Here is a 23,056-nt window from a genome sequence, read left to right on the forward strand (position 1 = left end):
ATCAAAGAAATCAGGTGATGGATGAAATAAATTCATCTATGATCGCGCCATGAGGAAACTGCCGCCCCTCAACGCATTGCGAGCCTTCGAAAGCGCCGCCCGGCACCTGAGCTTCCAGCTGGCGGCGGTCGAACTCGGCGTCACGCCCACCGCCATCAGCCATCAGATCCGTCTGCTGGAGGATATCTGCGCCCAGCCGCTTTTTTTCCGACGGCCGCGTCCCCTTCGCCTGACCGAAGCAGGGAACATGCTGTTTCCCGTGCTACGCGGCGGCTTCGACTCCTTCACCGCGGCGTTTGCGGCGCTCTGCGAGATGCCGCACCAGGTCCTGCGCGTCACCACGCCGAATGCCTTCGCAAGCCGGTGGCTCGTACCGCGTCTTCCCCTGTGGCAGGAGGCCCAGCCCGAGATCGCGCTCGAAATCATCGGTACGGACCGAACCCTGAGCCTCGAAAGCGGCGAGGCGGACGTCGCGATCCGCTATTCGCGGAGCATGCCGGATGGTTGCGCCGGGCAGGAGCTGTTTCGCGACACCTATTTTCCGGTCTGCCGGCCCCATCTGCTTGCCGCTGGAAAACCGCTCGCGACGCCGCGCGACATCTATCGCCTGCCGCGCATCCACTATGACTGGATGAAAATCGATCCCGAGACTCCGACCTGGCGCCACTGGTGGAGCAAGGCGCGCGCGCTGGAACCGGGGCTGCCGCATGACGCGGAGACCTGCCGGCTCAGCTTCCGCGAGGAAGCACACGCCATCGCCGCGGTGCTGGCCGGTCAAGGCGTGGCGATCTGCAGCGATGTCGTCCTCGCGCCGGAGCTCGAGGTGGGCGAGCTGGTGAAGGCGCACGAACTCTCGCTGCCGGGTCTCGGTTACTATCTCCTGCACCGGCCTGACCATCCCCGCAAACGCGTGATCGCGCTGTTTGCCGAGTGGCTGCGCAGCGTCGTCTGAAGCGCTGCCGCGGGGCGGCCTTCAGCCGCGCCGGGCGGCTGCAATCGCGGCGACGTCGATCTTCTTCATCGTCATCATGGCACTGAAGGCGCGCTTCGCCTCGCCGCCCCCCGCCGCCATCGCCTCCATCAGGACACGCGGTGTGATCTGCCAGGAGATACCCCACCTGTCCTTGCACCAGCCGCATTCGCTTTCCTGCCCGCCATTGCCGACGATGGCATTCCAGTAGCGGTCCGTCTCTTCCTGGTCTTCAGTGGAAATCTGGAAGGAAAATGCCTCCGAATGCTTGAAGATCGGCCCGCCATTGAGCCCGAGGCAGGGGATGCCGGCAACCGTGAATTCGACCATCAGCACATCGCCCTCCTTGCCGGAGGGGTAGTCACCCGGCGCACGGTAGACACCGGTGACCGCACTGTCGGGAAAGACCTGCGCATAGAAGCGTGCGGCGTCTTCCGCGTCCTTGTCGTACCAGATGCAAACAGCGTTCTTTGACATTGTCGGTTCCTTTCGCTCGGTTCGTTGCCAGCGGCCACCGGCACGGGTTGAAGCCTTCCCCCATTGCCGGATCCACTCGGTCAGAGGACGAACAAGGTCGCCACGTTCCGACAAGAAAAAATCCCGACCCGGATCGTCCCGCTCAAAGCGACCACCGGCTCATTCGCCATCCATCAGCCGGATTATGGGCGTTAAATTAGGGCTGGCCTTGCGGTTGAACAGCCCCGGGATCCGTCTCCGCCACCATGCGGAACCGCAGAAATTCGTTGAAAGTCCCCGCACATCCGGCCCCGATTTCGAGCCTCGCCACCGCATTTATGGTCTCCATCGATAAGTTCAAACGAAATAAAACGGCTAATCAACCCAATCGCCTGCTGCTACCTAAGATGCATCACAAGCCGCCCGATCCGCATCCATGCAGGAAAAACCGCGTCATGAAGATTCGCATCGCCTTTGCCGGCCGGACGATGATCGCCGCGCTGGAGGACAATTCCTCCGTCCGCGACTTCGCATCCATGCTCCCGCTCCATGATCTCCAGATCGACGATTATGCCCATAACGAGAAGATCGCCTACCTGCCGCGCAAGCTCACCGAAGCGGGCGGCGGCCGCTTTTCCGGCGAGCGCCCCGGCGACGTCTGCTACTATGCCCCCTGGGGTAACCTCGCCCTCTTCTACGGCGAATACCAATGGTCGCGCGGCCTGATCCGGCTCGGCCGTATCGACGGCAGCTTCGAACCCTTGCTGGCGCGGGGAAAATTCCCGCTTCAGATCGACATCATCCGATAACAGACAGGAGAATGACCATGGATATCTCACGCGCAGGATCGCGCTCATCCGCCAGGGGGCCGGAGGCATGGTTCACCGGCACGGTGCGCATCGACCCGCTCTTCAATCCCTTCGACGCCGAACGGGTGCAGGGCGCGCAGGTGACGTTCGAGCCGGGAGCGAGGACGGCGTGGCACACCCATCCGCTCGGTCAGACCCTTCTCGTCGTTTCCGGCCTCGGCCGGGTGCAGCGCGAAGGCGGCCCGATGGAGGAGATCCGGCCCGGCGACGTGGTCTGGTTCGCCCCCGGCGAACGGCACTGGCACGGCGCAGCGCCGGATGTCGCCATGACCCATATCGCGCTCCAGGAGGTCAAGGACGGCAAGGTCGTCGACTGGCTGGAACATGTCACGGACACCGAATACGGCGCCTGAGACAGGCGCGACGCGAAAGGAATACCCCATGCTTGGAACAGTGCTTTACAGCCCCGGCGACATCCGCTGCGAAGAGGTGGCGGAGCCGGAAATCCTCCAGCCCACCGACGCCATCCTGAAACTTGCCGCCACCTGCATCTGCGGCTCGGACCTATGGCCCTATCGCGGCCTCCAGCCGCTGAACGGCCCCATGCATATGGGCCATGAATATTGCGGCGTGGTGGTCGAGGTCGGCAGCGCGGTGAAGACCGTCAAGCCCGGCCAGTTCGTCGTCGGCTCTTTCTGCTGCTCGGACAATACCTGCCCGCATTGCCGCTTCGGCTTCCCGTCCTCCTGCGAGAACCGTGAATTCATGACGCGGGCGCAGGCGCCGCTGCTGCGCGTGCCGCTTGCCGACGGAACCCTCGTCGCGACGCCCTATATGCCGGACGAAGACCTGATCCCGAGCCTGCTTGCGGTCTCCGACGTGCTCGGCACAGGCTGGTACGCGGCGGATGCCGCGCGCGTGCGGCCGGGCGGCACGGCCGTCGTCGTCGGCGACGGCGCGGTCGGCCTGATGGGCGTTCTGGCCGCGAGGCAAATGGGCGCCGAAAAGATCATCGCGATGAGCCGCCACAAGAGCCGGCAGGACCTCGCCCTCGAATTCGGCGCGACGCACATCGTCTCCGAGCGCGGCGACGAGGGCGTCGCCCGCATCAGGGACCTGACGGACGGTGTCGGCGCGGAATCGGTGCTGGAATGCGTCGGCACGCAGGAATCGATGTCGCAGGCAATCGCCTCCGCCCGCCCCGGCGGCTCGGTCGGCTTCGTCGGTGTGCCGCATGGCGTGGAGATCGACGGCCAGCAACTGTTCTTCGCCCAGAAGAACCTGCTCGGCGGCCCGGCCCCCGTGCGCCGTTTCCTGCCGGACCTGATCGAGCTGGTCATGACCCGCAAGATCAACCCCGGCAAGGTCTTCGACCTGGAACTACCTCTGCAGGATGTCGCCGAAGGCTACCGCGCCATGGACGAGCGGCGCGCGATCAAGACCCTGCTGCGCCTCTCGTGAACCGCGACCGGGAGCCCTGCTGCTGCAAGGGCTCCCATCCGCGACGTCCTTCGCAAGACGCCGTCATCCGCAGAGCAGGAGGTGGTGCTCCGACATCGGGCGGGGCCGGCCGTAAAGGAAACCCTGCGCCTCGCGGCATCCTTCCGCCCGCAGGAAATCCGCCTGTTCCTGCCGTTCGACGCCTTCCGCCACCACCGACATGCCGAGACTGTCGGCAAGCAGGATCGTCGCCTTGACGATGGCCGCGGAGACGGCGTTGGTCGTCACGTTCTCGATGAAGGAGCGGTCCATCTTGACCTTGTCGAAGGGGAAAACCTGCAATGTCGACAGCGACGAATAACCGGTTCCGAAGTCGTCCATGGCGATAGTGACGCCGAGCGCCTTCAGCCGTCGAATGACGTGGAGCGTGCGCGCCTGGTCCTCGATAAGGCTCGCTTCGGTGATCTCCAGTTCGAGACGAGCGGCGGAAAGCCCGCAGGACAGCAGGATTTCGTGAATGTCCCCGGCGATATCCGTCTGCGCGAGCTGGGCGGCCGCTATATTGACGGCCACCCGGTGGGTGACGTTCCAGCCAGCCGCGTCCGCACAGGCTGTCCGCAGGACCCACTCGCCGATCGGCACGATCAGCCCCGTCTCCTCGGCGATCGGGATGAATTCGGATGGCGATACCAGGCCCCGTTCGCGGTGCCGCCAGCGCAGCAAGGCCTCATAGCCTGTCACTGCGCCGGTGCGCAGGTCCAGCTGGGGCTGGTAATGAAGCTCCAGTTCTTCCCGCTCGACGGCGTGGCGCAGCTCCATGGCAAGCGCGCTGCGCGCGCGACGGCCCTCGTCCATCGACGGTTCGTAATAGCGGACCGCATTTCCCGCCGCACGCTTGGCACGGTACATCGCGTGATCCGCCCGGCAGATCAGGTCTTCCTCGCTCGCCGCATCGGCCGGGCAGAGGCTGATTCCCACGCTCACCCCGACGGACAAGGCGTCCGCGCCGCGTATGACGGGTTGGAGGACGCAATCGACGAGGCGCTGGACGAACGCGTCGATGTCGCTCCGGCCCTGGACGGGATGCTTGACCGCGATGAACTCGTCTCCGCCGACGCGCGCGACGAATTCACCATTGCCCATCCGCAATGCGAAGCGTCGGGCGAGCGCCTGCAACAGGTAATCCCCCGCATGGTGGCCATGGACGTCGTTGATTTCCTTGAAACGGTCGAGATCGATGACGACGACGGCAGCCTGCCCGCCCTGCTCACCGATCCGTTTCACGACGAAAGGCAGATGTTCCGACAGATAGGCGCGGTTCGGCAGGCCCGTCAACGGGTCGTGCCGGGCCGCATGGCGGAAGTTTTCGATGAGGTCGCGCTGATAACGCGTGTCCATGACATAGAAAATCAGCCCCGCGACCATCGCCATCGTCAACAGGACGAGCACGGCGAGAAGCTCGTTGGAAATGGTGTGCGACGCGGAAGGGGCAAGCGGATCGGGCACGATCGTCGCCGCACCCATGCCCGTGAAATGCATGGCGCAGATCGCAAGCACCAGCGTGAACACTGCCGTGACGCGGCTCGCACGCGAACGTTTCCGCGCCAGGAGATGGGCCGTCAGGGTTCCGAAGCCGAGGGCAAAGAGGGCCGAGGCTGCGACAAGCCCGCCGTCCCACACAATATGGGCGGAACCTTCCAGCCCCGCCATCCCGGTGAAATGCATGGCAAGGATGCCGATGCCCGCGACGATGCCGCCGGCCTCGGCGGGCAGCCAGCGGGGCGGTTCGACCGTCAGGCAGAAGCCGCCGGCGGTGAAGGCGATGGCGATCAGCAGGGATCCGACCGTCATCAGGGGATCGAATGTATGCGCTATGGGAATCTGGAAGCCCAGCATGGCGATGAAATGCGTCGTCCAGATCGCGGCACCGCCGGCAATGCCGGAAAGAACGATCCACCAGAGCTGCCGCCCGGCGGGCAGGCGGCCGGCGCGGTCGAACAATCGCACGGTCATTACGGAGGCGATGATGCAAATGACGGCTGCCGCGACGACGAAGGTGTAGTCGTGCTCATAGGCCAGGCAGGAAACGACTCTCAACATGGACAGGTCTCAGACTGCATATGCAATCTATGGTAAGGGGAAGAATCGTAATAAATCCTGAAGTTCATTCCTGAAATTCAACCGATGCCCTGATATATCGGGATGCAGCGGTGGCACTCGATGCCGAGCGGACACGGCACCCTCCGCCGGAGGGAACTTCGTGCAGGTTCGATGGTTGTATTGCCTTGAAACCGGTTCGGAGAAAGGCGATGCGTCACGTCAATGCGGGATGTCTCATCTGCTGCGCCGCGGCGCTGCTTTTCACGCCGGCCCAGGCCAGCGAGGCGCAGTTCCTCGGTGGACTGAAAGGTCAGTATGTCGGCAAGGGGCAGGTGAGGCTCCGCACCAACCGGCAGCCGATCAATATAAGCTGCACCTTCACCTCCACCACGTCGCCGAGTTCCCTCTCGCTCAAGGGGCGCTGCCGTGGCCTGCTCGTCGTATCGCGCGCGGTAGGTGTCGACCTCAAGGCCTCGGGCGGAACCTATCGCGGCTCCTATATCGGCGCGGGCTCCGGCCCCGCCTCGCTTTCCGGCCGGCGAAAGGGCAACAGCCTCGCCCTCACCATCCAGTGGGCAAAGCCGATAAACGGCGACCGCCGCGCCAGCCTCACCGTCGCGCAGACCGGCGCGCGGGGGTTGAAGCTCACCACCTCCGACCGCGACCCCGCCTCGGGAAAGACCGTCGTCACCAGCCAGATAACGCTTCAACGCCAATGACCGCCGGGAGCAGGTAGCGATACCCGCTCCCGACCAGGCCGCGCTCAAACCTTCACGACGCTCGCGGCGTAGATTTCGTCGATCGTCCCGGCAAGGCTGGCGTTGAATTCCGCATCGCTCATCGTCACGCGCAGGTCTTCCGTCAGGGCCCGGGAGAAGCTGGCGATCATGTTGCGGTTGCGGCTGAGCTTCTCGCAGGCGACCGCGCGGCTGTAGCCGCCGGAAAGCGCGACGACGCGGGCGACAGACTTGTGGGCGGCCAGCGGCTCGTAGAGGCCGGCGACACTCGGCAGGGTCAGCTTGAGCATCACCCGTTCGCCCGCAGGCAGGGCATCGAGTTCCCTTGCGATCTCGTCGCGCAGGATGGCCTCGGCCTCCTCCTTGCTCGGGCTCTTGATCGAAACCTCCGGCTCGATGATCGGCACGAGGCCGTGGCGAAGGATCTGCCGGCCGATCTCGAACTGCTGCCGGACGACGGCCGCGATGCCGGCCTTGTCGGCATGGCCGATCACCGAGCGCATCTTGGTGCCGAAGATGCCCTTCTTCACCGCGCGGGCGAGCAACGCGTCGAGCTCGGGCATCGGCTTCAACACCTGGACGCCGTTCTCCTCGGCGGCAAGGCCCTTGTCGACCTTGAGGAAGGGCACGACGCCGCGATCCTGCCAGAGATAGGCGGGAACCGGCTTGCCTCCGGCCTCCCCGTCCATGGTCTTCTCGAAGAGGATGGCGCCGATTACCTTGTCCCCCGAAAAGGCGGGCGCCGTCATGATGCGCACGCGCATCTCGTGCATGAGGCGGAACATCGCCTCCTCGCCGTCATAGTCGGAATCGGCGATGCCGTAGAGCCGCAAGGCGCCGGGCGTCGACCCGCCGCTCTGGTCGAGGGCCGCGATAAAGCCCTCCTTGCCGGTCATCTGCGCCATCATCCTTGCATCGGTCATGCTCGCCTCCCTGTTCTATGCTAGCGGCCCCGGACGCGTTCCATCGCGCCCGACCCGCCTGCCGATCCGCAGCCTATCATCGAGACAGGCGGATGTCCCACCGTGTCAGCGGCGGTCGTCCTCTTTCGTCTCGACCTCATCGAGGCGGCGGAAGGCATAGCCCTTTGCCTTGAGCGCCAGGACGCCCCTGGCGACACCCGCCCCCGAGGCCCGGCCCGGCTGGTTGATATGCGCGATGATGACATCGCCGTCCCGCGCATTGCCGATGATCCTCTCCGCCTTGGCGGCCGGCACCGTGGCGCCGTAATCGCCGCTCAGCGAGTAGCCGCCGATGCGAAAGCCCATGGATTTGATCAGGTCCAGCGCATCGGAGCTGTAGCGCGCGGTCGCGTCCCGATACCAGCCGGCCTGCACGCCGAAGTCCGCCGTGATGGCGCTGGCGCCGCCCTCGACCTCCGCCCTGACATTCGCGAGGGTTCCCGCGGGCTTGATGCCGAAGACCGGTTTGTCGCCCACCACCGCCGGAACGTGGTTGCTGCCGTGGTTCTCGATTTCGAAGAGGTCCGGATGGGCGGCCAGCAGCTTGACGGTCGGACCGTTGCGGACGAGCCAGCGCCGCGTCACGAAGAGCGTGGCCGGGATGCGGTTGTCGACGAGCGTTTTCAGGATGCGTTCGTCGACGCCCCCGCTGCAGGCGTCGAATGTCAGGGCGACCTGCGGGTGGCCCGAACCGCCCTTCGCGATCGTCAGCCGCGGCTCGCGCAGATCCTTGGCGACGGCGGGGGATGCCAGCGCCAGCAGAGCGAGAATGAACCAGAGCCGCATCGCGTCTTCTCCCGAAACTTTCTCCGCCGGAGCCATCTTCCGGCGGGAAACACGCGCCGCACTACGGCCGAGGCGGCGCGAAATTATGTCCATGCGCGCTATAGCCATCGGCGCGGCTTCCGTCATCCGCGCAGGTGTCGCATCTTCGATTGCGGGGCGAATCCTGATAGGCGGCAGGAAGCCATCGAGGGAGGGGACATGGTTTTCGATTATTGCGTCGTGGGCGGCGGGATCGTCGGGCTGGCGACGGCGATGCGGCTTCTGGAGCGGCGGCCGGGCAGCAGCCTCCTGCTTCTGGAAAAGGAGGCGGCGCTTGGCCGGCACCAGACAGGGCACAACAGCGGCGTCATCCATGCGGGCATCTACTATCCGCCGGGCAGCCTGAAGGCCGAGCTCTGCCGCAAGGGCGCGGAGGCGACGAAGGCCTTCTGTGCGGAAAACGGCATCCGCTTCGATGTCTGCGGCAAGCTGCTCGTCGCCACCTCCGATCTGGAGGTGGAGCGCATGGAAGCGCTGCATGCGCGCTCGAAGGAAAACACCATCGAGGTGCATCGTATCAGTGAAGGCGAGCTGAAGGAGCGCGAGCCGAACATCAGCGGTCGCGGCGCGCTGTTCGTGCCCTCCACCGGCATCGTCAGCTATGCCGAGATCTGCCTTGCCATGGGACGGCGCATCGCCGCGCTCGGCGGCGAGGTCAGGCTCTCGACGCGGGTCATCGGCATTTCCGAAGCGGTCGACGCGGTCGAGATCGCCGCGGAGGGCGAAAGCTGGCAGGCAAGGAAGCTCGTCGCCTGCGCCGGCCTGCAGTCGGATCGTCTCGCCGTCCTTGCAGGCCTTTCCATCGAACATCGCATCGTGCCGTTCCGCGGCGAATATTATCGCCTGCCGGCCGAAAAGAACGATATCGTCCGCCACCTCATCTACCCGGTCCCCGATCCCGCCCTGCCCTTCCTCGGCGTTCATCTGACGCGCATGATCGACGGCAGCGTCACGGTCGGCCCCAATGCGGTGATCGGCTTTGCCCGCGAAGGCTATCCGAAGCTCTCGCTCAACCTTGCGGACATGGCCGACTATGCCCTCTTCCCCGGCTTCTGGAAGACCGTCCTCGCCAACCGAGCCTCGGCAATGACCGAGCTGAAGAACTCGCTGTGGAAGCCCGGCTATCTGGAAGAGTGCCGGAAATACTGCCCGGGCCTCACGCTCTCCGACCTCTTGCCGCACGAGGCGGGCATCCGCGCCCAGGCGGTAAGCCGCGACGGCGCCCTCATCCACGACTTCCTCTTCGCCGGAACGGACCGGATGCTGCATGTCTGCAATGCGCCCTCCCCGGCCGCCACCTCGGCAATCCCCATCGCCGACATGATCGTCGACCGGCTGACGGCGGCCTGACCGGTATCATCGGAATGGGCTCACATTCAGCCTGCGCGGCCACCTCTGCCGTTCGATTATAAATTTGACTTAATTACTCAAGTTAATATGCTCCGACCTCAACGCAAGGCGGACCCTATTCGCATGACGCTGGAAAACCTGATCCCGCCGGGTGGCATGACGCCGAGCGACCTCGTTCGGCTCGGCGCCGAATTCGCGCTCGGAGTGGAGCCTGTCGAAATGGCGCCACAGGTTCTGGACACCCCCATCTATACGGGACGCCTTTTGGCGCATGAAGTACAGCCGGGCCTGATGCTCAGCGCCGGCGACGTGACCTATATCTGCGACCAGGGCTTCGCCGTCGAGATGGCGCCGGCCCTCGTCTGCGGCATCATGCTTTCCGGCCAGCCCGTGCGGACCGAGGTCGAGGGCCACGGCAGCTTCGTCCGCCTCCCGCACCAGGTCAATCTCATGGGTTTCGACCGTCCCATCCGCTACACGACGCCGCTGGAGCGCGGGCGCAACTTTCGCACCGCCGGCTTCGTGCTCCAGCCCGCCTTCTTCGAACGTTTCGCGGAAGACATCGACGACGATGGCGTGAGCGCATTGCGAGAACTCACGACGGGTGGTTTCCGCACGGCGACCATCACCCATTCGCCGCGTATCGGCGAGATCGCGCGGCTCTGCCTCGAACATCCCTATGGCGGCCAGCTCGGCAGGCTGTTCCTCGAAAGCAATGCGCTGGCCTATGTGATCGAGGTGGCGCAGGCGCTGAAGGACGAGCGGCGCCTCGTCGCGCTTCTCGGCAGGCGCGAATACGACCGGGTGGTCCATGCCCGCGAAATCCTCGACGGCGATCTCGTCAACACACCGACCACGCTGGAGCTCGCCCGGCGCGTCGGCATCAACGTCACCACCCTGCAGGCCAATTTCAAGGCGGTGTTCGGCCGCACCATCTTCGCCCATGTGCGCGAGCAGCGGCTGATGATGGCGAAGATCCTGCTGCAGGAATACCGGCTTTCGGTGGCCGAGGCCGGACGCCGCGTCGGCTTTTCCCGCCCCTCGGCCTTCAGCGCCGCCTATCGCAGGCATTACGGCCACCCGCCGCGCTCGGAACGCCGCCAGTCCACGGGAATGCGGCCGGGCTGACGGCGCCGCGAACTATTGCGTTTCGCGAATGTTTGCCTGCGTCGCGCGAAAGTCGAGTTATATCCTCAAGAATACCTGACCCGCTATTTGTGACGCTCATCATGACCAGGGGGCAAGGCATATGAACACCATCTCGCGCGCACGGCTGATCTCCACCACGGCGCTCGCGGCTCTTGGCATCGCGGTGGCGGCGGGCGAACCGGCCGCCGCTCAGGAGGCACAGGAAACGACGACGCTCGAAGCGGTCGTCGTCACGGGCACCAAGCGCCCGCAGGACGACGCCTCCCTGCCCGTCGCAACGACGATCCTCGGCCCGGAAAACGTGAAACCCTCCTCGCTCGACCCGGTCGGCGACGTCGCCCGCCAGACGCCGGGCACGAATTTCATGGATTTCGGCCGCTTCGGCGAAAGCTACATGACCATGCGCGGTCTCTCGACGCTCGGCTCGGCGATGAACTCGCTCGACAGCGTGATCGGCCTTTCCGTCGACGGCGTTCCGACGACGCTCTCGGCGATCGGCGCGCCCTTCCTCGATGTCGAACAGATCGAGGTGCTGCGCGGCCCGCAGGGCACGACCTTCGGTCGCAACGCCTTCGCCGGCGCGATCAATGTGGTGAGCAAGCCGGCCGACGGGACGAAGGAAACCATCGTCAGTACCGAGATCGGTTCCGATGGCCATGCCTTCATCGAGGGCACGACGGGTGGCTGGCTGATCGACGACCTCGTTGCCGGCCGCGCGACGCTGCGTTTCCAGAAGTTCGATGGCGACATTCCGAACCCGATCACCGGCAAGGACGAGGGCAGCGCGAAGCTCGGCGCGGCGCGCGGTACGCTGCGCATCACGCCGGACGACAGCTTCACCATCGATATCACCGGCGGCTTTTCCAGGGACACCCGGCACAACTCTGCCTTCCTCCTGCTGGAATCGCCCGACTTCCCGATCAGCGGCGCGGACACCACGCCGGTCAACCGCCAGCAGATCGCGCACGGCTCGATCAAGCTCACCAAGGAATTCGAGCCCTTCATCCTGACCTCGACGACGAGCTACCAGGACATCAAGCTGCACAATACCGGCGACTTCACCGACGCCTTCATCTTCTCCAACGCCACCGGCCTGCCGCCGTCCTTCTTCAACGACCCCAACGCGCAGAAGGTGGTCTTCGACGACCACGAGCGCATCTTCAACCAGGAGGTCCGCCTCAACTCGCATGAAGACGCGGCCGTGCAATGGGTCGTCGGCGCGAACTATTTCAAATCGGACTTCACGACCCATCGCGTGCAGGATGTCGGCAGCTACTCGCCGACGCTGAACGGCACCTTCGACAACGCCATCGACAGCGAGACGATCGCGGCCTTCGCCGACGCGGCGGTGCCGCTCGACGAGCGCTTCACCCTTTCGGGCGGCCTGCGCCTTGCCCACGACAGGCAGACGCTCGACGCCAACTATGTCTCCAACGGCTTTCCCGGCACCATCCCGGCCTTCGCGCAGACCAATTCATTCAGCGACACCTACCTGACCGGCCGCATGGCGCTCTCCTACAAATGGAACGACCGCGCCATGAGCTATGCCTCCGTGGCGCGCGGCTATTCCTCCGGCGGCTTCGAGAAGACGACTGCCTATGCCGGCTTCGGCCTACCCTCGACGCCCTTCCTGCCGGCGACGTCATGGACCTACGAGATCGGCACCAAGGCTGAGCTGACCGATGCCATCCGCGTCAGCGGCGCGATCTTCTACAATGACGTGAAGGACGGCCAGCTCACGGGTTTCGATCCGGGAACCTTGCTGCCCTTCATGACGAACCAGGCCTTCGAGAGCTACGGCGTGGAAGCGAACGTGACCGCCACGGTGGCCGACGGGCTGGATTTCACGGTGGGCGGCGCGCTCATCAATTCCCGCCTCGTCGACGTCACGCCGCAATCGGCGCTCGCGGGGGCGCTGGAGGGCAACAAGGTGCCGCAGGTGCCCGGCTTCTCCGCCAATCTCGGCGTCACCTACCGGACGGAAGCCGATGCGCTCGGCTTTGCCGGCGAATTCTTCGTCGGCGCCAACTACCAGTATGTCGGCACCCGCTATTCGGACATCCAGAACAGCGCGAAGATGGCGGCCTACCACATCGTCAATGCGGAACTCGGCTGGGAGAAGGACAATCTGAAGGTCTACGCCTTCGGACGAAACCTGCTCGACGAGCGCCCGCTCTCCTACGCCTTCACCTACGCGCCGGGAACGACGGCCGCCTATATCGGCCGCGGCCGCGTCGTCGGCCTGGGGGCGACAATCAAGTGGTAGGGAGCGCGGCAGCATTCTCGCGCGGCCCGGTCTTGCCGGCCGGGCCGCATCTTTCCGTTCTTTCGCGAGGCTGCTGATGGGCGCGCGTTTCCAGCGGACGATGATGAAGGCTCTCGGAGCCACCGATCACGTCATGACGGTGGTTTCGGCCACGAACCTCACGCCCGGCTTCCGCCGCATCCGCTTTTCCGCCCCGACCATGATCGACGGGCGCGAGACGCCGACGGCAAGCTATGTCCGCCTCTGGGCGCCCGATCCCGACGATCCGGCCAAGGTGCACCAGCGCGGCTATACGCTGGTCGATCCGGACCCGGCGCGCGGCGAGGTCAGCTTCGATTTCGTGCTGCACGAGCCGATGGGGCCGGCCTCCGCCTGGGCGGCTGCGGCAAGGCCCGGCGACACGATCAACGCGTCCTACTATATGTTCCACAAGTTCGAGCCGCCGGAAAACCCGGAAGGCTACCTGCTGATGGGCGATCCCGCGGCCATCCCCGCCATCAACGGCATCCTCGGCGTCCTGCCGCCGGACGCCGCCGTCGTCGTCATCCTGCAGGCCCATCTGCCGGCGGACCGGGACATTCCCGTCACCTTCCATCCGGGCGCCGAGGTGATCTGGACCGGCGAAGGCACCGGCGCGCTCGCCGCCGCCGTGCCCGCCCGCGACTGGTCGAACTGGTATGCCTGGATTGCCGCGGAAAACGCCGCGATCAAGGACCTGCGCGCGAACCTCAACCGCGTGCACGGCTTCCCGCTCGCCGACATCAAGCACGCCGCCTACTGGATCCGCGGCAAGGCGATGCGCCTGCGCAAGGAGGCGGGCGAAGAGGCGGCGGCACCCGCTCCGCCACCGCCCGCCGCGCCCCCTCGGAAGGCCGCGCCGCGCTGGCGCTCGCAGCGCGGGCAGGAACTGCTCGCATCGCTGCGCTGGAAGCTGCGCGCCGCCGGCGCCCTGCAGGCCGTCATCTCGCTGATGCAGCTCACCCCGCTGGTCCTGCTCGCCGAACTCGGCCGCCGGCTGCTGGCGGGCGATGCCGGCCGGGAAACGCTGACGCCGCTGATCCTGTGGGCGCTCGGCCTTTTCGGCGGTGCCGCCCTGCTCTCGACCGTGCTGATGTTCTGGCTACATGCCGTGGATGCCCGCTTCGGCCATGAGCTGCGCCGCTCGATCGTCGCCAAGCTCGCCCGCCTGCCGCTCGGCTGGTTCACCGACCGCAATACCGCCAGCGTGCACCAGGCGGTGCAGGAGGATGCCGGGCGGTTGCATTACATGGTCACCCATGCCGTGCCCGACGTCGTTGCCGGCATCGTCACGCCGCTCGCGGTCATCGTCTATCTCTTCACCGTGGATGCGGCGCTCGCCGGCCTGCTCTTCCTGCCGCTCATCGCCTTCGTCGCCCTCTTCGCCCACATGATGCGCGGCGTCGCCGACAAGCTGGTGGAACATGCCGACTGGACCAGGCGCGCCAATGCCGCGGCCAGCGCCTTCATCGAGGCCTTGCCCGTCGTGCGCGTCTTCGGCGGCGACGGCAGGGCGTTGCGCACGGTGCTGAACGGCCAGGCGGCCTTTCTCAACGGCTGGCAGCGCCCGATGGCCGGCCGCAAGGTCGCCTCGCAGCTTGCGATCCAGCCGCCGGCCTTCCTGCTGCTCATCACGGCGGCCGGCTGCTGGCGCATCCTCTCCGGCGCCATGGCGCCCGCCGATCTCCTGCCCTTCCTCTTCCTCGGCACCGCCTTCGGCACGCAGATCACCGCCGTCATGTACGGCTTCGTGCCGATGCGCGAGGCGAAGCAGGCGGCAAGCCGCATCGGCACGCTGCTGGAGGAGCTGGAGCTCGATCGCAGCCGCTCGCTGCGCGCCCTCTCGCCGGGCCCGCTCGGCCTGCGCTTCAAGAATGTCAGCTTCGGCTACCGGCCGCGCAAGCCGGTGCTCGAAGACATCGACCTCGTGCTCGCGCCCGGCACGCTGACGGCGCTGGTCGGCCCGAGCGGCGCGGGCAAGTCCACCCTTGCCGGCCTGCCGGGCCGTTTCCACGATGTGACGGGCGGCGCGATCCGGCTGATCGCGGGCGAGACGGAAATCGACATTCGCGACGTCAACCCGCAGGTCCTCCAACGCACCGTCGGCTTCGTCTTCCAGGATGTACGCCTGATCAGGGGAACGCTCCGGGAAAACATCGCGCTCGCCCGCCCCGAGGCGAGCCAAGGCGAAATCGAGGCGGCCGCCCGTGCCGCCCATATCCACGAGCGCATCGCAGAGGCGCCGAAAGGCTATGACAGCATTCTCGGCGAGGATATCCAACTCTCCGGCGGCGAGGCGCAGCGCCTTTCCATCGCCCGCGCGCTGATCGCCGATCCGCCGGTCCTCGTGCTCGACGAGGCCACCGCCTTCGCCGATCCGGAATCCGAACATCTGGTGCAGCAGGCGCTGGGCTCGCTCATCGGCAGGCGCACGGTCCTCGTCGTCGCACACCGGCTGCACACCGTGGTGCATGCCGACCGTATCGTCGTCATGGATCGCGGCCGCATCGTGCAGCAGGGCCGCCATGCGGCGCTGATCGCCGAGCCCGGCCTCTACCGCGACCTCTGGCAGGCCGGCGAAAGGAAAGCCTCGTGATCATCTCTGCCCTTCTGCCGCCGCAAACCCGCCCGCGCCTCGCGCCCTTTGCCGTTCTCGTCGTCGTCGCGGCCGCATTGCGCGCGACATCCGCCCTCGCCCTCGTGCCGCTGCTCGGCGCGCTGTTCTCGCCGGTTCCGCAGGACGCGCTTGCCTGGCTCGGCCTGCTTGCCGCAAGCGTCGCCGCAGGCTGGGCGCTCGAGCGCTTTCTGGTGATCCGCGCCTTCGATCTCGGCTTTGCCATGATGACGTCGATGAACGCCCGTCTCGTCGATCATCTCCTCGCCGTGCCGATCGGCTGGTTCGGTGCCACGCAGCGATCGCAGGCCAAACGCGCGCTCGCCGGCGCCGTGCCGGAGCTCTTCGCAAGCTCGGTCAACCTGGCGACACAGGCCTCCATCGCCGTCACGCTGCCCTTCGCCATCGCCATCGGCCTTTTCTTCGTCGCCTGGCCGCTCGGCCTTGCGGCGCTTGCCGCGGCACCGATGCTGCTCGGCGCTCTCCTTCTCGGCGGGCGGCTGATGCGCCGCGCCGAGGCCGATTTCGCCGCCGCCTCCAGCGAGGCCGCCGAGCGCACGGAGGAATTCGCCCACGCCCAGATCGTGCTGCGCGCCGCCGGCCGCACCGGCATGGAGGGTACGCCACTCGGAGCAGCTATCGACGCCCAGAAATCCAGTGGACTGCGCGTCCTCTGGTTCGCCCTGCCCGGCATGCTACTCTTCTCGCTCGCCATGCAGGCGACGCTCATCGCCATGGTGGCCGTCCTGGCGTTCCTCTATATGGACGGCGCCGTCGATGCCGCCCGCACCGTGGCACTGATCGTCGTGGTCCTCCGCTTTCTTGAGCCGCTGAATACCCTCTCGGAGCTTTTCCCCGCGCTCGAATCCACCCACGCCGCCGCCGGGCGAACCCTCGCCGTGCTCGACGTCCCTGCCCAGTCGGTCCCCGCGCAGGACAGCACGCCCGGCACCCCGGACATCGAATTCCGCGATGTGCATTTCAACATCGACGGCACGCCGATCCTCAATGGGGTTACCTTCACGGTCCCGGCCGGCCGGATGACCGCGCTGGTCGGCCCGTCCGGTTCCGGCAAGAGCACGATCCTCACGCTGATCGCCCGCCTGCACGACGTCTCCGCCGGAGAAATCCGCGTCGCAGGCCACGACGTGCGCGCCTATGAGCCCGCGACCCTGATGGACCAGCTCTCCGTCGTCTTCCAGAATGTGCAGCTCTTCGAGGGCGGCATTGCCGAGAACATCCGTCTCGCCCGCCCCGAGGCCGATGAAGCGGCGCTGCGCGCGGCGGCAGCGGCGGCCTGCGTCGACGAGATCGTCGAGCGCCTTGGCGGCTGGGACGCGCCGGTCGGCGAAGGCGGCAACAACCTTTCCGGCGGCGAGCGCCAGCGCGTCAGCATCGCCCGCGCGTTGCTCAAGAACGCACCGATCCTGCTGCTCGACGAGGCGACGAGCGGCCTCGACACGCTGAACGAGGTCGCCGTCGCCACCGCCCTCACCCGCTTCGGCCACCACACCGCCCTCGTCGTCGCACATCGCATCGAGACCATCGCGAAGGCCGACCACATCCTCTTCGTGGAACACGGCCGCATCGTCGAGGCGGGCAGCCGCGACGACCTGATCGCCGCCGGAGGCCGCTTCGCCACCTACTGGAACAGCCGTCGCCAGGCGAAAGACTGGACGTTCGCATAGGCTGGGCAATGTCTGCGAACGGCACGGCCGGACCGAGCCGGCTTGGACAGGATGCCCAGCCAAGGCCCTTAAAGCCGAATGCGCTTGCCTTCGGGATCGTAGGCGCAACGGTCCACCGCCGTTGCCCTGCTGCGGCGACCGAACGCCTCGACCTCGATCTCCCGCAATGCCATATCCTCCCCCTTGAGATAGCCGAAGACGAGCGGGGCTCCGATGGTGTGGCCGAAGTCGCCGCTGGTGGTCATTCCCAGGATACGGCCGTTCGCCAGCATCGCCTCGCCGCCATAGACCGGCAGGGGATCGTCGAGCCTGAAACAGGCGAGCTTTCGCGCGATACCACGCTCCTTCTGCGCCGCGATGGCATCGCGGCCCTGGAAATCCCCCTTCTTCATCGACAGCGCAAAGCCCAACCCGGCCTCCAGCGGCGTGTCGTCGGGCGTGATGTCGGCGCCCCAGTAGAGGTAGCGTTTCTCCATGCGCAGGCTGGAAATCGCCTTGTACCCCACATTGGCGATTCCCAGCGGCGTTCCCGCTTCGCGCAGGATCTCGTAGACATAGGCAAGATACTCGCTCGGCACATGCAGTTCCCAGCCGAGCTCGCCGACATAGGTCACGCGGGCGGCGAAGACCGGCGCCCATCCGATCCGGATCTCGCGGCATGTCATGTAGGCAAAGGCAGCATCCGACACATCGTGCTCGGTGACGGCGGCTAGGACATCGCGCGCCAGCGGCCCGCAGAGATTGATGACCCCATACGCACCCGTCACGTCCTGCATGGTCACGGATCCGTCGCGGGGCATGTGGCGGCGGATCCAGTCTCCGTCACGCGTGCCGAAGGCGGAGCCCGTGACGACATGGAAGCGGCTTTCCCCCCGCCGCATGATGGTCAGGTCGGCCTCGATACCGCCACGCTTGTTGAGCATCTGCGTATAGACGACAGCGTCCTCGCGACGATCGACATTCGCGGCCGCCAGCCATTGCAGGAAAGCAAGGGCTCCCGGCCCCGAAATCTCGAACTTGGAGAAGGATGACTGATCGATCAGCGCGACGCGCTCGCGGACCGCCCGGTGCTCCCGGCCGATCACCTCGGCGTGGGGCGCCCGCTCGAAGGTTTCCAGCGGCGGCCTGTTCTCGCCGGGCGCCAGGAAATAGTTGGGCCGCTCCCAGCCGAACTTGGCGCCATTGACGGCGCCCTCGGCTGTCAGGGTCTGGTAGAGGGGCGAACGCCGCAATGGCCGGCAGGCCGAGCGCTCCTCCTCCGGCCACGCAATCGCATAATATTTGGAATAGGCCTCGATGGCGCTGTCGCGCAGATAGGCGAGCCCGCCATGCGGGTGGCCGAAGCGACGCAGGTCGAAGGCCCACAGATCCATGCCCGGATCGCCCTCCAGAATCCAGTTCGCCATGGCGCGGCCGGCTCCGCCCGAGGCGGCAATCCCGGATGTAAAGCCGCAGGCGACAAAGAAGTTCTCGAAGCCGCCGGCAAGGCCCATGACCGGTTCGCCATCCGCCGAAATGGGGATGGGGCCATTGACCACGGAGCGCACGCCAAGCTCGCCGAGCAGCGGGATACGGTTCGAAGCGCCTTCGATCACCTCGGCGATGCGCTCCAGATCGTCCGTAAACAGTTCCTGGCCGAAATCCAGCGGCAGCTTGCCGAGCCCGTAGGCGGCCCGCGTCTGTTTCTCCCAGCCGCCGATCGCCATCGCGCCCGGTTCCGGCTTGACGTAGAAATTGGCGTCCGGGTCCCGCAAGGTCGGCAGGTCATCCGGCACCTTCGGCGACTTCTCGGTCACGAAATATTCATGCTCGACCACGGTGACCGGCAGATCGATGCCCGCCAGTTCGCCGAGCTGCCGCGCCCAGAGCCCGGCGGCGTTGACGACGATCTCGCAGCCGACATCGCCTTCGGCCGTTTTTACCGCCGTGATACGCCGGTCCCGGATCGTGAAGCCGGTGACGGCGACGCCCTCGACGATGCGCACGCCGCCTGCCCGGGCTCCCTTCGCATAGGCATGGGTCAGCGAATAGGGATCCACATGGCCGTCGGAAGCGATCCAGGTCGCGCCGCGCAAGCCCTTCGTATCGACAAGCGGAAAGAGGCGCTTGACCTCGTCCGGGCCGACGAGCTCCATGTCGAAACCGTAGCTTCTTGCGGCCGTATGCGCCCGCTTCAACTCCTCCCAGCGGGCATCGGAAGCGGCGAGCCGAAGGCTGCCGACATTCTTCCAGCCGACATCCTGACCGGTCTCCGCACCGATCCTGGCGCACAGGTCGGCGCTGTATTGCATCAGCCGCGTCAGGTTCACCTTGCTGCGCAACTGCCCCATGAGACCGGCGGCATGCCAGGTGGAGCCCGCCGTCAGCGCACGCTTTTCCAGGAGCAGGACGTCCTTCTCGCCCGCCTTGGCAAGGTGATAGGCGATGCTGGTGCCGATGGCGCCGCCGCCGACGATGACGATACGGGCGTGAGATGGAAGCTTTGACATATCCGTCTTTCCGAAGCCGACCCGCACTGCGCGTGGTCCCGTTGAATTCCCGGCAGCGGGCAAGCCGCCACCTTGTTGTCGGTGATCGAGAGCGCGGGCGGGAGCGTCAGGCGCTCATCCGCCCGACATACCAGCGCACATAGCGGTCGACATTCGCCTCCTTGTCCGGCGCATAGGGGCCCGGCTCGAAGCTGGGCGAGGTGACGCCGCGCCACTGGCGGCGGCAGATATCCCAGTCCTCGGACATGACCTGGTGATGGAAGGCGGCAATCGCCTCGGGATCGTAATCGCGCTCTTCGACGGCGTTTTCATCCACCAGCCAATAGGCCCGCACGATGGTCCGGGTCGGGGATACCGGCGTGATGCGCACGGTATGCGCATAGTCGGAATTGGCATGGCACCAGAAATTGATGTTGGTGTTGGCGCGGGCCGTTCCCATGTCGGGGTCGGTGAAACCGGCCATCAACACCTTGCAGACGAGCTGACCGTCCGGGCTTTCCGTCACCATGCCCTTGCGGACCGGGGTCCGGTTGGCGCGGAACCATTCCGCCGTGTTGTTGGACGAGGTGTTGACGCGCGCGACGTCGAGGCCGGCCCTTTCCCAGCGCCGGCGACACTCGCCCAGGCGCTCGGCGATCTCCCCCTTCAGAGCGGGATTGTCGTTCTCCGTATCATACTGCACGGAGACATAGCCGTGATGATTGCCCTCGCAATGGTAACATTCGCGGTTGTTCTCCACGACGATCTTCCAGTTCACATCCAGATCGTAGTCGCGGATCAGGGCGACCTTCGCCCGCGTCATGCCCTGGGATGCGAGAACCGGCGAAAGATGGTCGCGCAGTTCATGAAACGGAGACGGCGTCTCGGACAGGTTGACGAAGATCAGCCCGTCGAATTCCCCCACATGCGCCGGCTTCAGGCCATGCGCTTCCTTGTCGAACCCTTCTCCCATCATCGGCGCGCCGATCAGCCGGCCATCGTGCCCGTAAGTCCAGGCATGATAGGGACAAACCAGGCGGGCAGCCTTGCCCTTTTCCTTCGTGCAGACGAGGGAGCCGCGGTGACGGCAGATATTGTGGTGGGCGTGCAGCCCGCCGTCCTGATCGCGGACGACAACGACCGGCACACCTCCAACGTCCAGCGTCAGGTAATCGCCCCGCCCGGCAACCTCGATGGAGTGACCGGCAAAGAACCAGCTGTTGCGGAAAATGCGGCGCTGCTCCTCGGCGAATATCTCCGGATCGGTATAGAACGAGCCCGGAAGGCCGTGGCCCGGTCGATAGGTATTCAGACAGTGAACGTTCATGGCGATTTCTCCAAAGGCCGGATTGAAGCCATAGGAGACATTGTTGCCTGCGCGCGCAAACGCGATTACCTTGGGGAAAGCTTAAGTATTTCTAATGGTGCCATGTCTCCCCTGCGCCCCTCGCTGAACTGGCTTCGCGCGTTCGAGGCCGCCGCCCGCCTCGGCAGTTTCGCCGCCGCCGCCGCGGCATTGAATGTCACACCCTCGGCCGTCTCGCAGCACATTCGGGCGCTTGAACTGAGACTCGGCAAGCCCCTCTTCGAGCGCCACGCCAATGGCGTGCGGCTCACCGACCGGGGCCGGCGATATGCCGAGGATCTGGGCCAGGCCTTCGACATGATCGACGAGGCGACCAGCAGGTTCGCCGGACGGAACGCGCGCGACCTGCTGGTCGTGCACGTGCCGACATCCTTCGCCAGCCAGTGGATCGCGCCCCGCCTCGACCTCTTCCGTGCAAGGCATCCCGACATAGACCTCAGGCTGACGGCGCTCGACCAGGGCGAGGACAAGGTCGATGCGACGATTGCCTTCGGCGCGGGCCAATGGCCGAAATGCGAAGCCACCCGGTTGCTTGCGGACGAGGCCTTCCCCGTCTGCAGCCCGGCCTATGCCGAGGCGCTGGCCGTTCCCGAGGACCTCAGGGGCCGTGACCTGCTGCATGTTCCCGGTTATGCCGAGGAATGGGACACCTGGCTTGCGCATGCCGGGGTCAGGGGCGTCGACACCTCGTCGGGTTCGTTCTTCGACCAGTCGATCATGGCGATCCGCGCAGCCGTCGAGGGCAAGGGCGTCCTGCTTGGCCGCGCCGCGCTGGTGGAGCGGGAACTGGCCAGCGGGCTACTGGTGGAGCCGTTTCGCGCCCGGCTTCCGGCCGCCGGTTCCTATTGGCTGCTCGTTTCGCAGCGCAAGGCGAAGCTGCCGAAAGTAACGGCCTTTCGCGATTGGCTCATCGACGTCACCACTACAACCGCTTGAAACCGGGACCTATTCCTGTGCCAGTCTCCGGGCCGTCGCGAAGAAGGCCTGGATCGCCTTGCCGTTGCGGCGGTCCTTCAGGCAGATCAGCTTCTCGTGCATCGTCAGCGGCTGGCCTTCGAGCGCGATCTTGACCAGCCTCGGGTCGTTGTCGAACTCGGCCTGCGAGACCATGCCGACCCCGACGCCGGCGGCGACGATGCGCCGGACGGCCTCGCGCCCCTCGGCCTCTATGGCGCAGCGAAGGGCGATGCCCTCCGCTGCGGCGAGCTTTTCCACCATCAGCCGGGTCCGCGACCCCTCTTCCCGCATGACCAGCGGCCACGCACTCAACGCCTGCAGCGACAGGCTCGCATGCCCCGCCAGCGGGTGGGATCGCGCGACGAAGAGCACGACCGGCGAGACATTGAGCGACAGGACCTCGAAGGGCCGCTCGTCGGCTAGCTCCCCGAGGACGCCGATATCCACGTCATAGGCGAGCAGATCCTCGACGATGCTGCTGGAATTGCCGCCGACGATCCTGATCTGGATGCCGGGAAACCGCTGCCGGTAGACCGTGAGCACATCCAATATGTGATCTACCGAATCGGCGGCGATGCGCAGCACGCCCGCCCGCAGCGAGCGTTCCTCCTGCAACACGTCGAGGGCTTCGCCTTCCGCGTCGAACAGGCGGCGCGTCGCCGCCAGCAGCCGCGTGCCCGCCGGGGTCAGCGTGAGCTGCCGGCGTTTGCGCACGAAAAGCGGAACGTCATATTCCTCCTCGAGCCAGCGCACCTGATCGGAAATGGCGGGCTGGGTGAGGGAGAGGTCGCGCGCCGCCTGGGAAAAGCTCCCGGCGAGGGCGACATGATGGAAAGCCCGAAGCTGGACATAGCGCATGGCGGATGAAAGCCTTTCGTGGA

The 23,056-nt window shown here is 66.1% G+C and carries 18 protein-coding genes; 11 read left to right on the forward strand and 7 right to left on the reverse strand.

Features of this window, described 5'->3' with window-relative positions:
* Nucleotides 1-49: 49 nt before the first annotated feature.
* A complete protein-coding gene (locus DSD28_RS07920) occupies nt 50-952 on the forward strand; it encodes a LysR substrate-binding domain-containing protein (protein ID WP_119255834.1) in 903 nt (300 codons plus the stop codon).
* 21 nt (nt 953-973) lie between these two features.
* Here the strand turns inward: DSD28_RS07920 and DSD28_RS07925 are convergent, their stop codons facing one another.
* The gene (locus DSD28_RS07925) at nt 974-1,447 is read right to left on the reverse strand and encodes a VOC family protein (RefSeq protein WP_119255835.1); all 474 of its coding nucleotides are present in this window, start codon (nt 1,445-1,447) and stop codon (nt 974-976) included.
* A gap of 434 nt (nt 1,448-1,881) precedes the next feature.
* On the opposite strand from DSD28_RS07925, the gene DSD28_RS07930 reads away from it, so the two are divergent.
* From DSD28_RS07930 to DSD28_RS07940, 3 genes are read left to right on the forward strand one after another with little or no spacing between them, the layout of a single operon-like run.
* A complete protein-coding gene (locus DSD28_RS07930) occupies nt 1,882-2,235 on the forward strand; it encodes a cyclophilin-like fold protein (protein ID WP_119255836.1) in 354 nt (117 codons plus the stop codon).
* 17 nt (nt 2,236-2,252) lie between these two features.
* The gene (locus DSD28_RS07935) at nt 2,253-2,648 is read left to right on the forward strand and encodes a (R)-mandelonitrile lyase (protein WP_119255837.1); all 396 of its coding nucleotides are present in this window, start codon (nt 2,253-2,255) and stop codon (nt 2,646-2,648) included.
* A 28-nt stretch (nt 2,649-2,676) separates the two neighbouring features.
* Nucleotides 2,677-3,696 carry a zinc-dependent alcohol dehydrogenase family protein gene (locus DSD28_RS07940; protein WP_119255838.1) on the forward strand — a complete coding sequence of 340 codons (1,020 nt, stop codon included), beginning with the start codon at nt 2,677-2,679 and terminating at the stop codon, nt 3,694-3,696.
* A 63-nt stretch (nt 3,697-3,759) separates the two neighbouring features.
* Here DSD28_RS07940 and DSD28_RS07945 read toward each other — a convergent pair whose 3' ends face one another.
* Complete coding sequence (locus DSD28_RS07945) at nt 3,760-5,775, reverse strand: putative bifunctional diguanylate cyclase/phosphodiesterase (RefSeq protein ID WP_119255839.1); 2,016 nt, start codon at nt 5,773-5,775, stop codon at nt 3,760-3,762.
* A gap of 209 nt (nt 5,776-5,984) precedes the next feature.
* Between DSD28_RS07945 and DSD28_RS07950 the strand changes: the two genes are divergently transcribed.
* Complete coding sequence (locus tag DSD28_RS07950) at nt 5,985-6,494, forward strand: hypothetical protein (RefSeq protein ID WP_119255840.1); 510 nt, start codon at nt 5,985-5,987, stop codon at nt 6,492-6,494.
* 44 nt (nt 6,495-6,538) lie between these two features.
* Here DSD28_RS07950 and DSD28_RS07955 read toward each other — a convergent pair whose 3' ends face one another.
* Together DSD28_RS07955 and DSD28_RS07960 are read right to left on the reverse strand one after the other, a co-directional pair.
* A complete protein-coding gene (locus tag DSD28_RS07955; protein ID WP_119255841.1) occupies nt 6,539-7,435 on the reverse strand; it encodes a fructose bisphosphate aldolase in 897 nt (298 codons plus the stop codon).
* A 105-nt stretch (nt 7,436-7,540) separates the two neighbouring features.
* Nucleotides 7,541-8,260 (reverse strand): polysaccharide deacetylase family protein, encoded by a 720-nt coding sequence (locus tag DSD28_RS07960; RefSeq protein ID WP_119255842.1) that lies wholly within the window; start codon nt 8,258-8,260, stop codon nt 7,541-7,543.
* A gap of 198 nt (nt 8,261-8,458) precedes the next feature.
* Here DSD28_RS07960 and lhgO point away from each other — a divergent pair, with 198 nt between their 5' ends.
* From lhgO to DSD28_RS07985, 5 genes are all read left to right on the forward strand, one after another.
* On the forward strand, nt 8,459-9,649 hold the full coding sequence (gene lhgO, locus DSD28_RS07965) for an L-2-hydroxyglutarate oxidase (RefSeq protein WP_119255843.1): 1,191 nt from the start codon (nt 8,459-8,461) through the stop codon (nt 9,647-9,649).
* 123 nt (nt 9,650-9,772) lie between these two features.
* Nucleotides 9,773-10,777, forward strand: coding sequence for a helix-turn-helix domain-containing protein (locus DSD28_RS07970; RefSeq protein ID WP_162911294.1), 1,005 nt, complete (start codon nt 9,773-9,775; stop codon nt 10,775-10,777).
* Nucleotides 10,778-10,898: 121 nt separating this feature from the next.
* Entirely contained in the window at nt 10,899-13,064 is a 2,166-nt protein-coding gene (locus DSD28_RS07975; RefSeq protein WP_119255845.1) for a TonB-dependent receptor, read from the forward strand.
* A gap of 76 nt (nt 13,065-13,140) precedes the next feature.
* On the forward strand, nt 13,141-15,678 hold the full coding sequence (locus DSD28_RS07980) for an ABC transporter ATP-binding protein/permease (RefSeq protein WP_205536187.1): 2,538 nt from the start codon (nt 13,141-13,143) through the stop codon (nt 15,676-15,678).
* The gene (locus DSD28_RS07985; protein ID WP_119255846.1) at nt 15,675-17,384 is read left to right on the forward strand and encodes an ABC transporter ATP-binding protein; all 1,710 of its coding nucleotides are present in this window, start codon (nt 15,675-15,677) and stop codon (nt 17,382-17,384) included. Before DSD28_RS07980 ends, DSD28_RS07985 begins: the two co-directional genes overlap by 4 nt.
* Before the next feature lie 68 nt (nt 17,385-17,452).
* Here DSD28_RS07985 and DSD28_RS07990 read toward each other — a convergent pair whose 3' ends face one another.
* Complete coding sequence (locus DSD28_RS07990; protein WP_119255847.1) at nt 17,453-19,873, reverse strand: GcvT family protein; 2,421 nt, start codon at nt 19,871-19,873, stop codon at nt 17,453-17,455.
* A gap of 106 nt (nt 19,874-19,979) precedes the next feature.
* The gene (locus tag DSD28_RS07995) at nt 19,980-21,179 is read right to left on the reverse strand and encodes an aromatic ring-hydroxylating oxygenase subunit alpha (protein ID WP_119255848.1); all 1,200 of its coding nucleotides are present in this window, start codon (nt 21,177-21,179) and stop codon (nt 19,980-19,982) included.
* A 102-nt stretch (nt 21,180-21,281) separates the two neighbouring features.
* Here DSD28_RS07995 and gcvA point away from each other — a divergent pair, with 102 nt between their 5' ends.
* Complete coding sequence (gene gcvA, locus DSD28_RS08000; protein ID WP_119255849.1) at nt 21,282-22,154, forward strand: transcriptional regulator GcvA; 873 nt, start codon at nt 21,282-21,284, stop codon at nt 22,152-22,154.
* Nucleotides 22,155-22,163: 9 nt separating this feature from the next.
* On the opposite strand, the gene DSD28_RS08005 is transcribed toward gcvA, so the two are convergent.
* A complete protein-coding gene (locus DSD28_RS08005; RefSeq protein WP_119255850.1) occupies nt 22,164-23,033 on the reverse strand; it encodes a LysR substrate-binding domain-containing protein in 870 nt (289 codons plus the stop codon).
* Nucleotides 23,034-23,056: the final 23 nt, after the last annotated feature.

Origin of the sequence: Shinella zoogloeoides, assembly GCF_003574625.1 — a bacterium.
GTDB classification, from domain to species: domain Bacteria; phylum Pseudomonadota; class Alphaproteobacteria; order Rhizobiales; family Rhizobiaceae; genus Shinella; species Shinella zoogloeoides_A.

Excerpts from the sequence above, each read along its gene's own strand:
- DSD28_RS07990 (WP_119255847.1), bottom strand. The coding sequence starts at position 19,873 with ATGTCAAAGCTTCCATCTCACGCCCGTATCGTCATCGTCGGCGGCGGC.
- DSD28_RS07955 (WP_119255841.1), bottom strand. The coding sequence starts at position 7,435 with ATGACCGATGCAAGGATGATGGCGCAGATGACCGGCAAGGAGGGCTTT.
- DSD28_RS07945 (WP_119255839.1), bottom strand. The coding sequence starts at position 5,775 with ATGTTGAGAGTCGTTTCCTGCCTGGCCTATGAGCACGACTACACCTTC.
- DSD28_RS07995 (WP_119255848.1), bottom strand. The coding sequence starts at position 21,179 with ATGAACGTTCACTGTCTGAATACCTATCGACCGGGCCACGGCCTTCCG.
- DSD28_RS07930 (WP_119255836.1), top strand. The coding sequence starts at position 1,882 with ATGAAGATTCGCATCGCCTTTGCCGGCCGGACGATGATCGCCGCGCTG.
- DSD28_RS07975 (WP_119255845.1), top strand. The coding sequence starts at position 10,899 with ATGAACACCATCTCGCGCGCACGGCTGATCTCCACCACGGCGCTCGCG.
- DSD28_RS07960 (WP_119255842.1), bottom strand. The coding sequence starts at position 8,260 with ATGCGGCTCTGGTTCATTCTCGCTCTGCTGGCGCTGGCATCCCCCGCC.
- DSD28_RS07950 (WP_119255840.1), top strand. The coding sequence starts at position 5,985 with ATGCGTCACGTCAATGCGGGATGTCTCATCTGCTGCGCCGCGGCGCTG.
- DSD28_RS07935 (WP_119255837.1), top strand. The coding sequence starts at position 2,253 with ATGGATATCTCACGCGCAGGATCGCGCTCATCCGCCAGGGGGCCGGAG.
- DSD28_RS07940 (WP_119255838.1), top strand. The coding sequence starts at position 2,677 with ATGCTTGGAACAGTGCTTTACAGCCCCGGCGACATCCGCTGCGAAGAG.
- DSD28_RS07925 (WP_119255835.1), bottom strand. The coding sequence starts at position 1,447 with ATGTCAAAGAACGCTGTTTGCATCTGGTACGACAAGGACGCGGAAGAC.
- DSD28_RS08005 (WP_119255850.1), bottom strand. The coding sequence starts at position 23,033 with ATGCGCTATGTCCAGCTTCGGGCTTTCCATCATGTCGCCCTCGCCGGG.
- DSD28_RS07970 (WP_162911294.1), top strand. The coding sequence starts at position 9,773 with ATGACGCTGGAAAACCTGATCCCGCCGGGTGGCATGACGCCGAGCGAC.
- lhgO (WP_119255843.1), top strand. The coding sequence starts at position 8,459 with ATGGTTTTCGATTATTGCGTCGTGGGCGGCGGGATCGTCGGGCTGGCG.
- gcvA (WP_119255849.1), top strand. The coding sequence starts at position 21,282 with ATGTCTCCCCTGCGCCCCTCGCTGAACTGGCTTCGCGCGTTCGAGGCC.
- DSD28_RS07920 (WP_119255834.1), top strand. The coding sequence starts at position 50 with ATGAGGAAACTGCCGCCCCTCAACGCATTGCGAGCCTTCGAAAGCGCC.
- DSD28_RS07980 (WP_205536187.1), top strand. The coding sequence starts at position 13,141 with ATGGGCGCGCGTTTCCAGCGGACGATGATGAAGGCTCTCGGAGCCACC.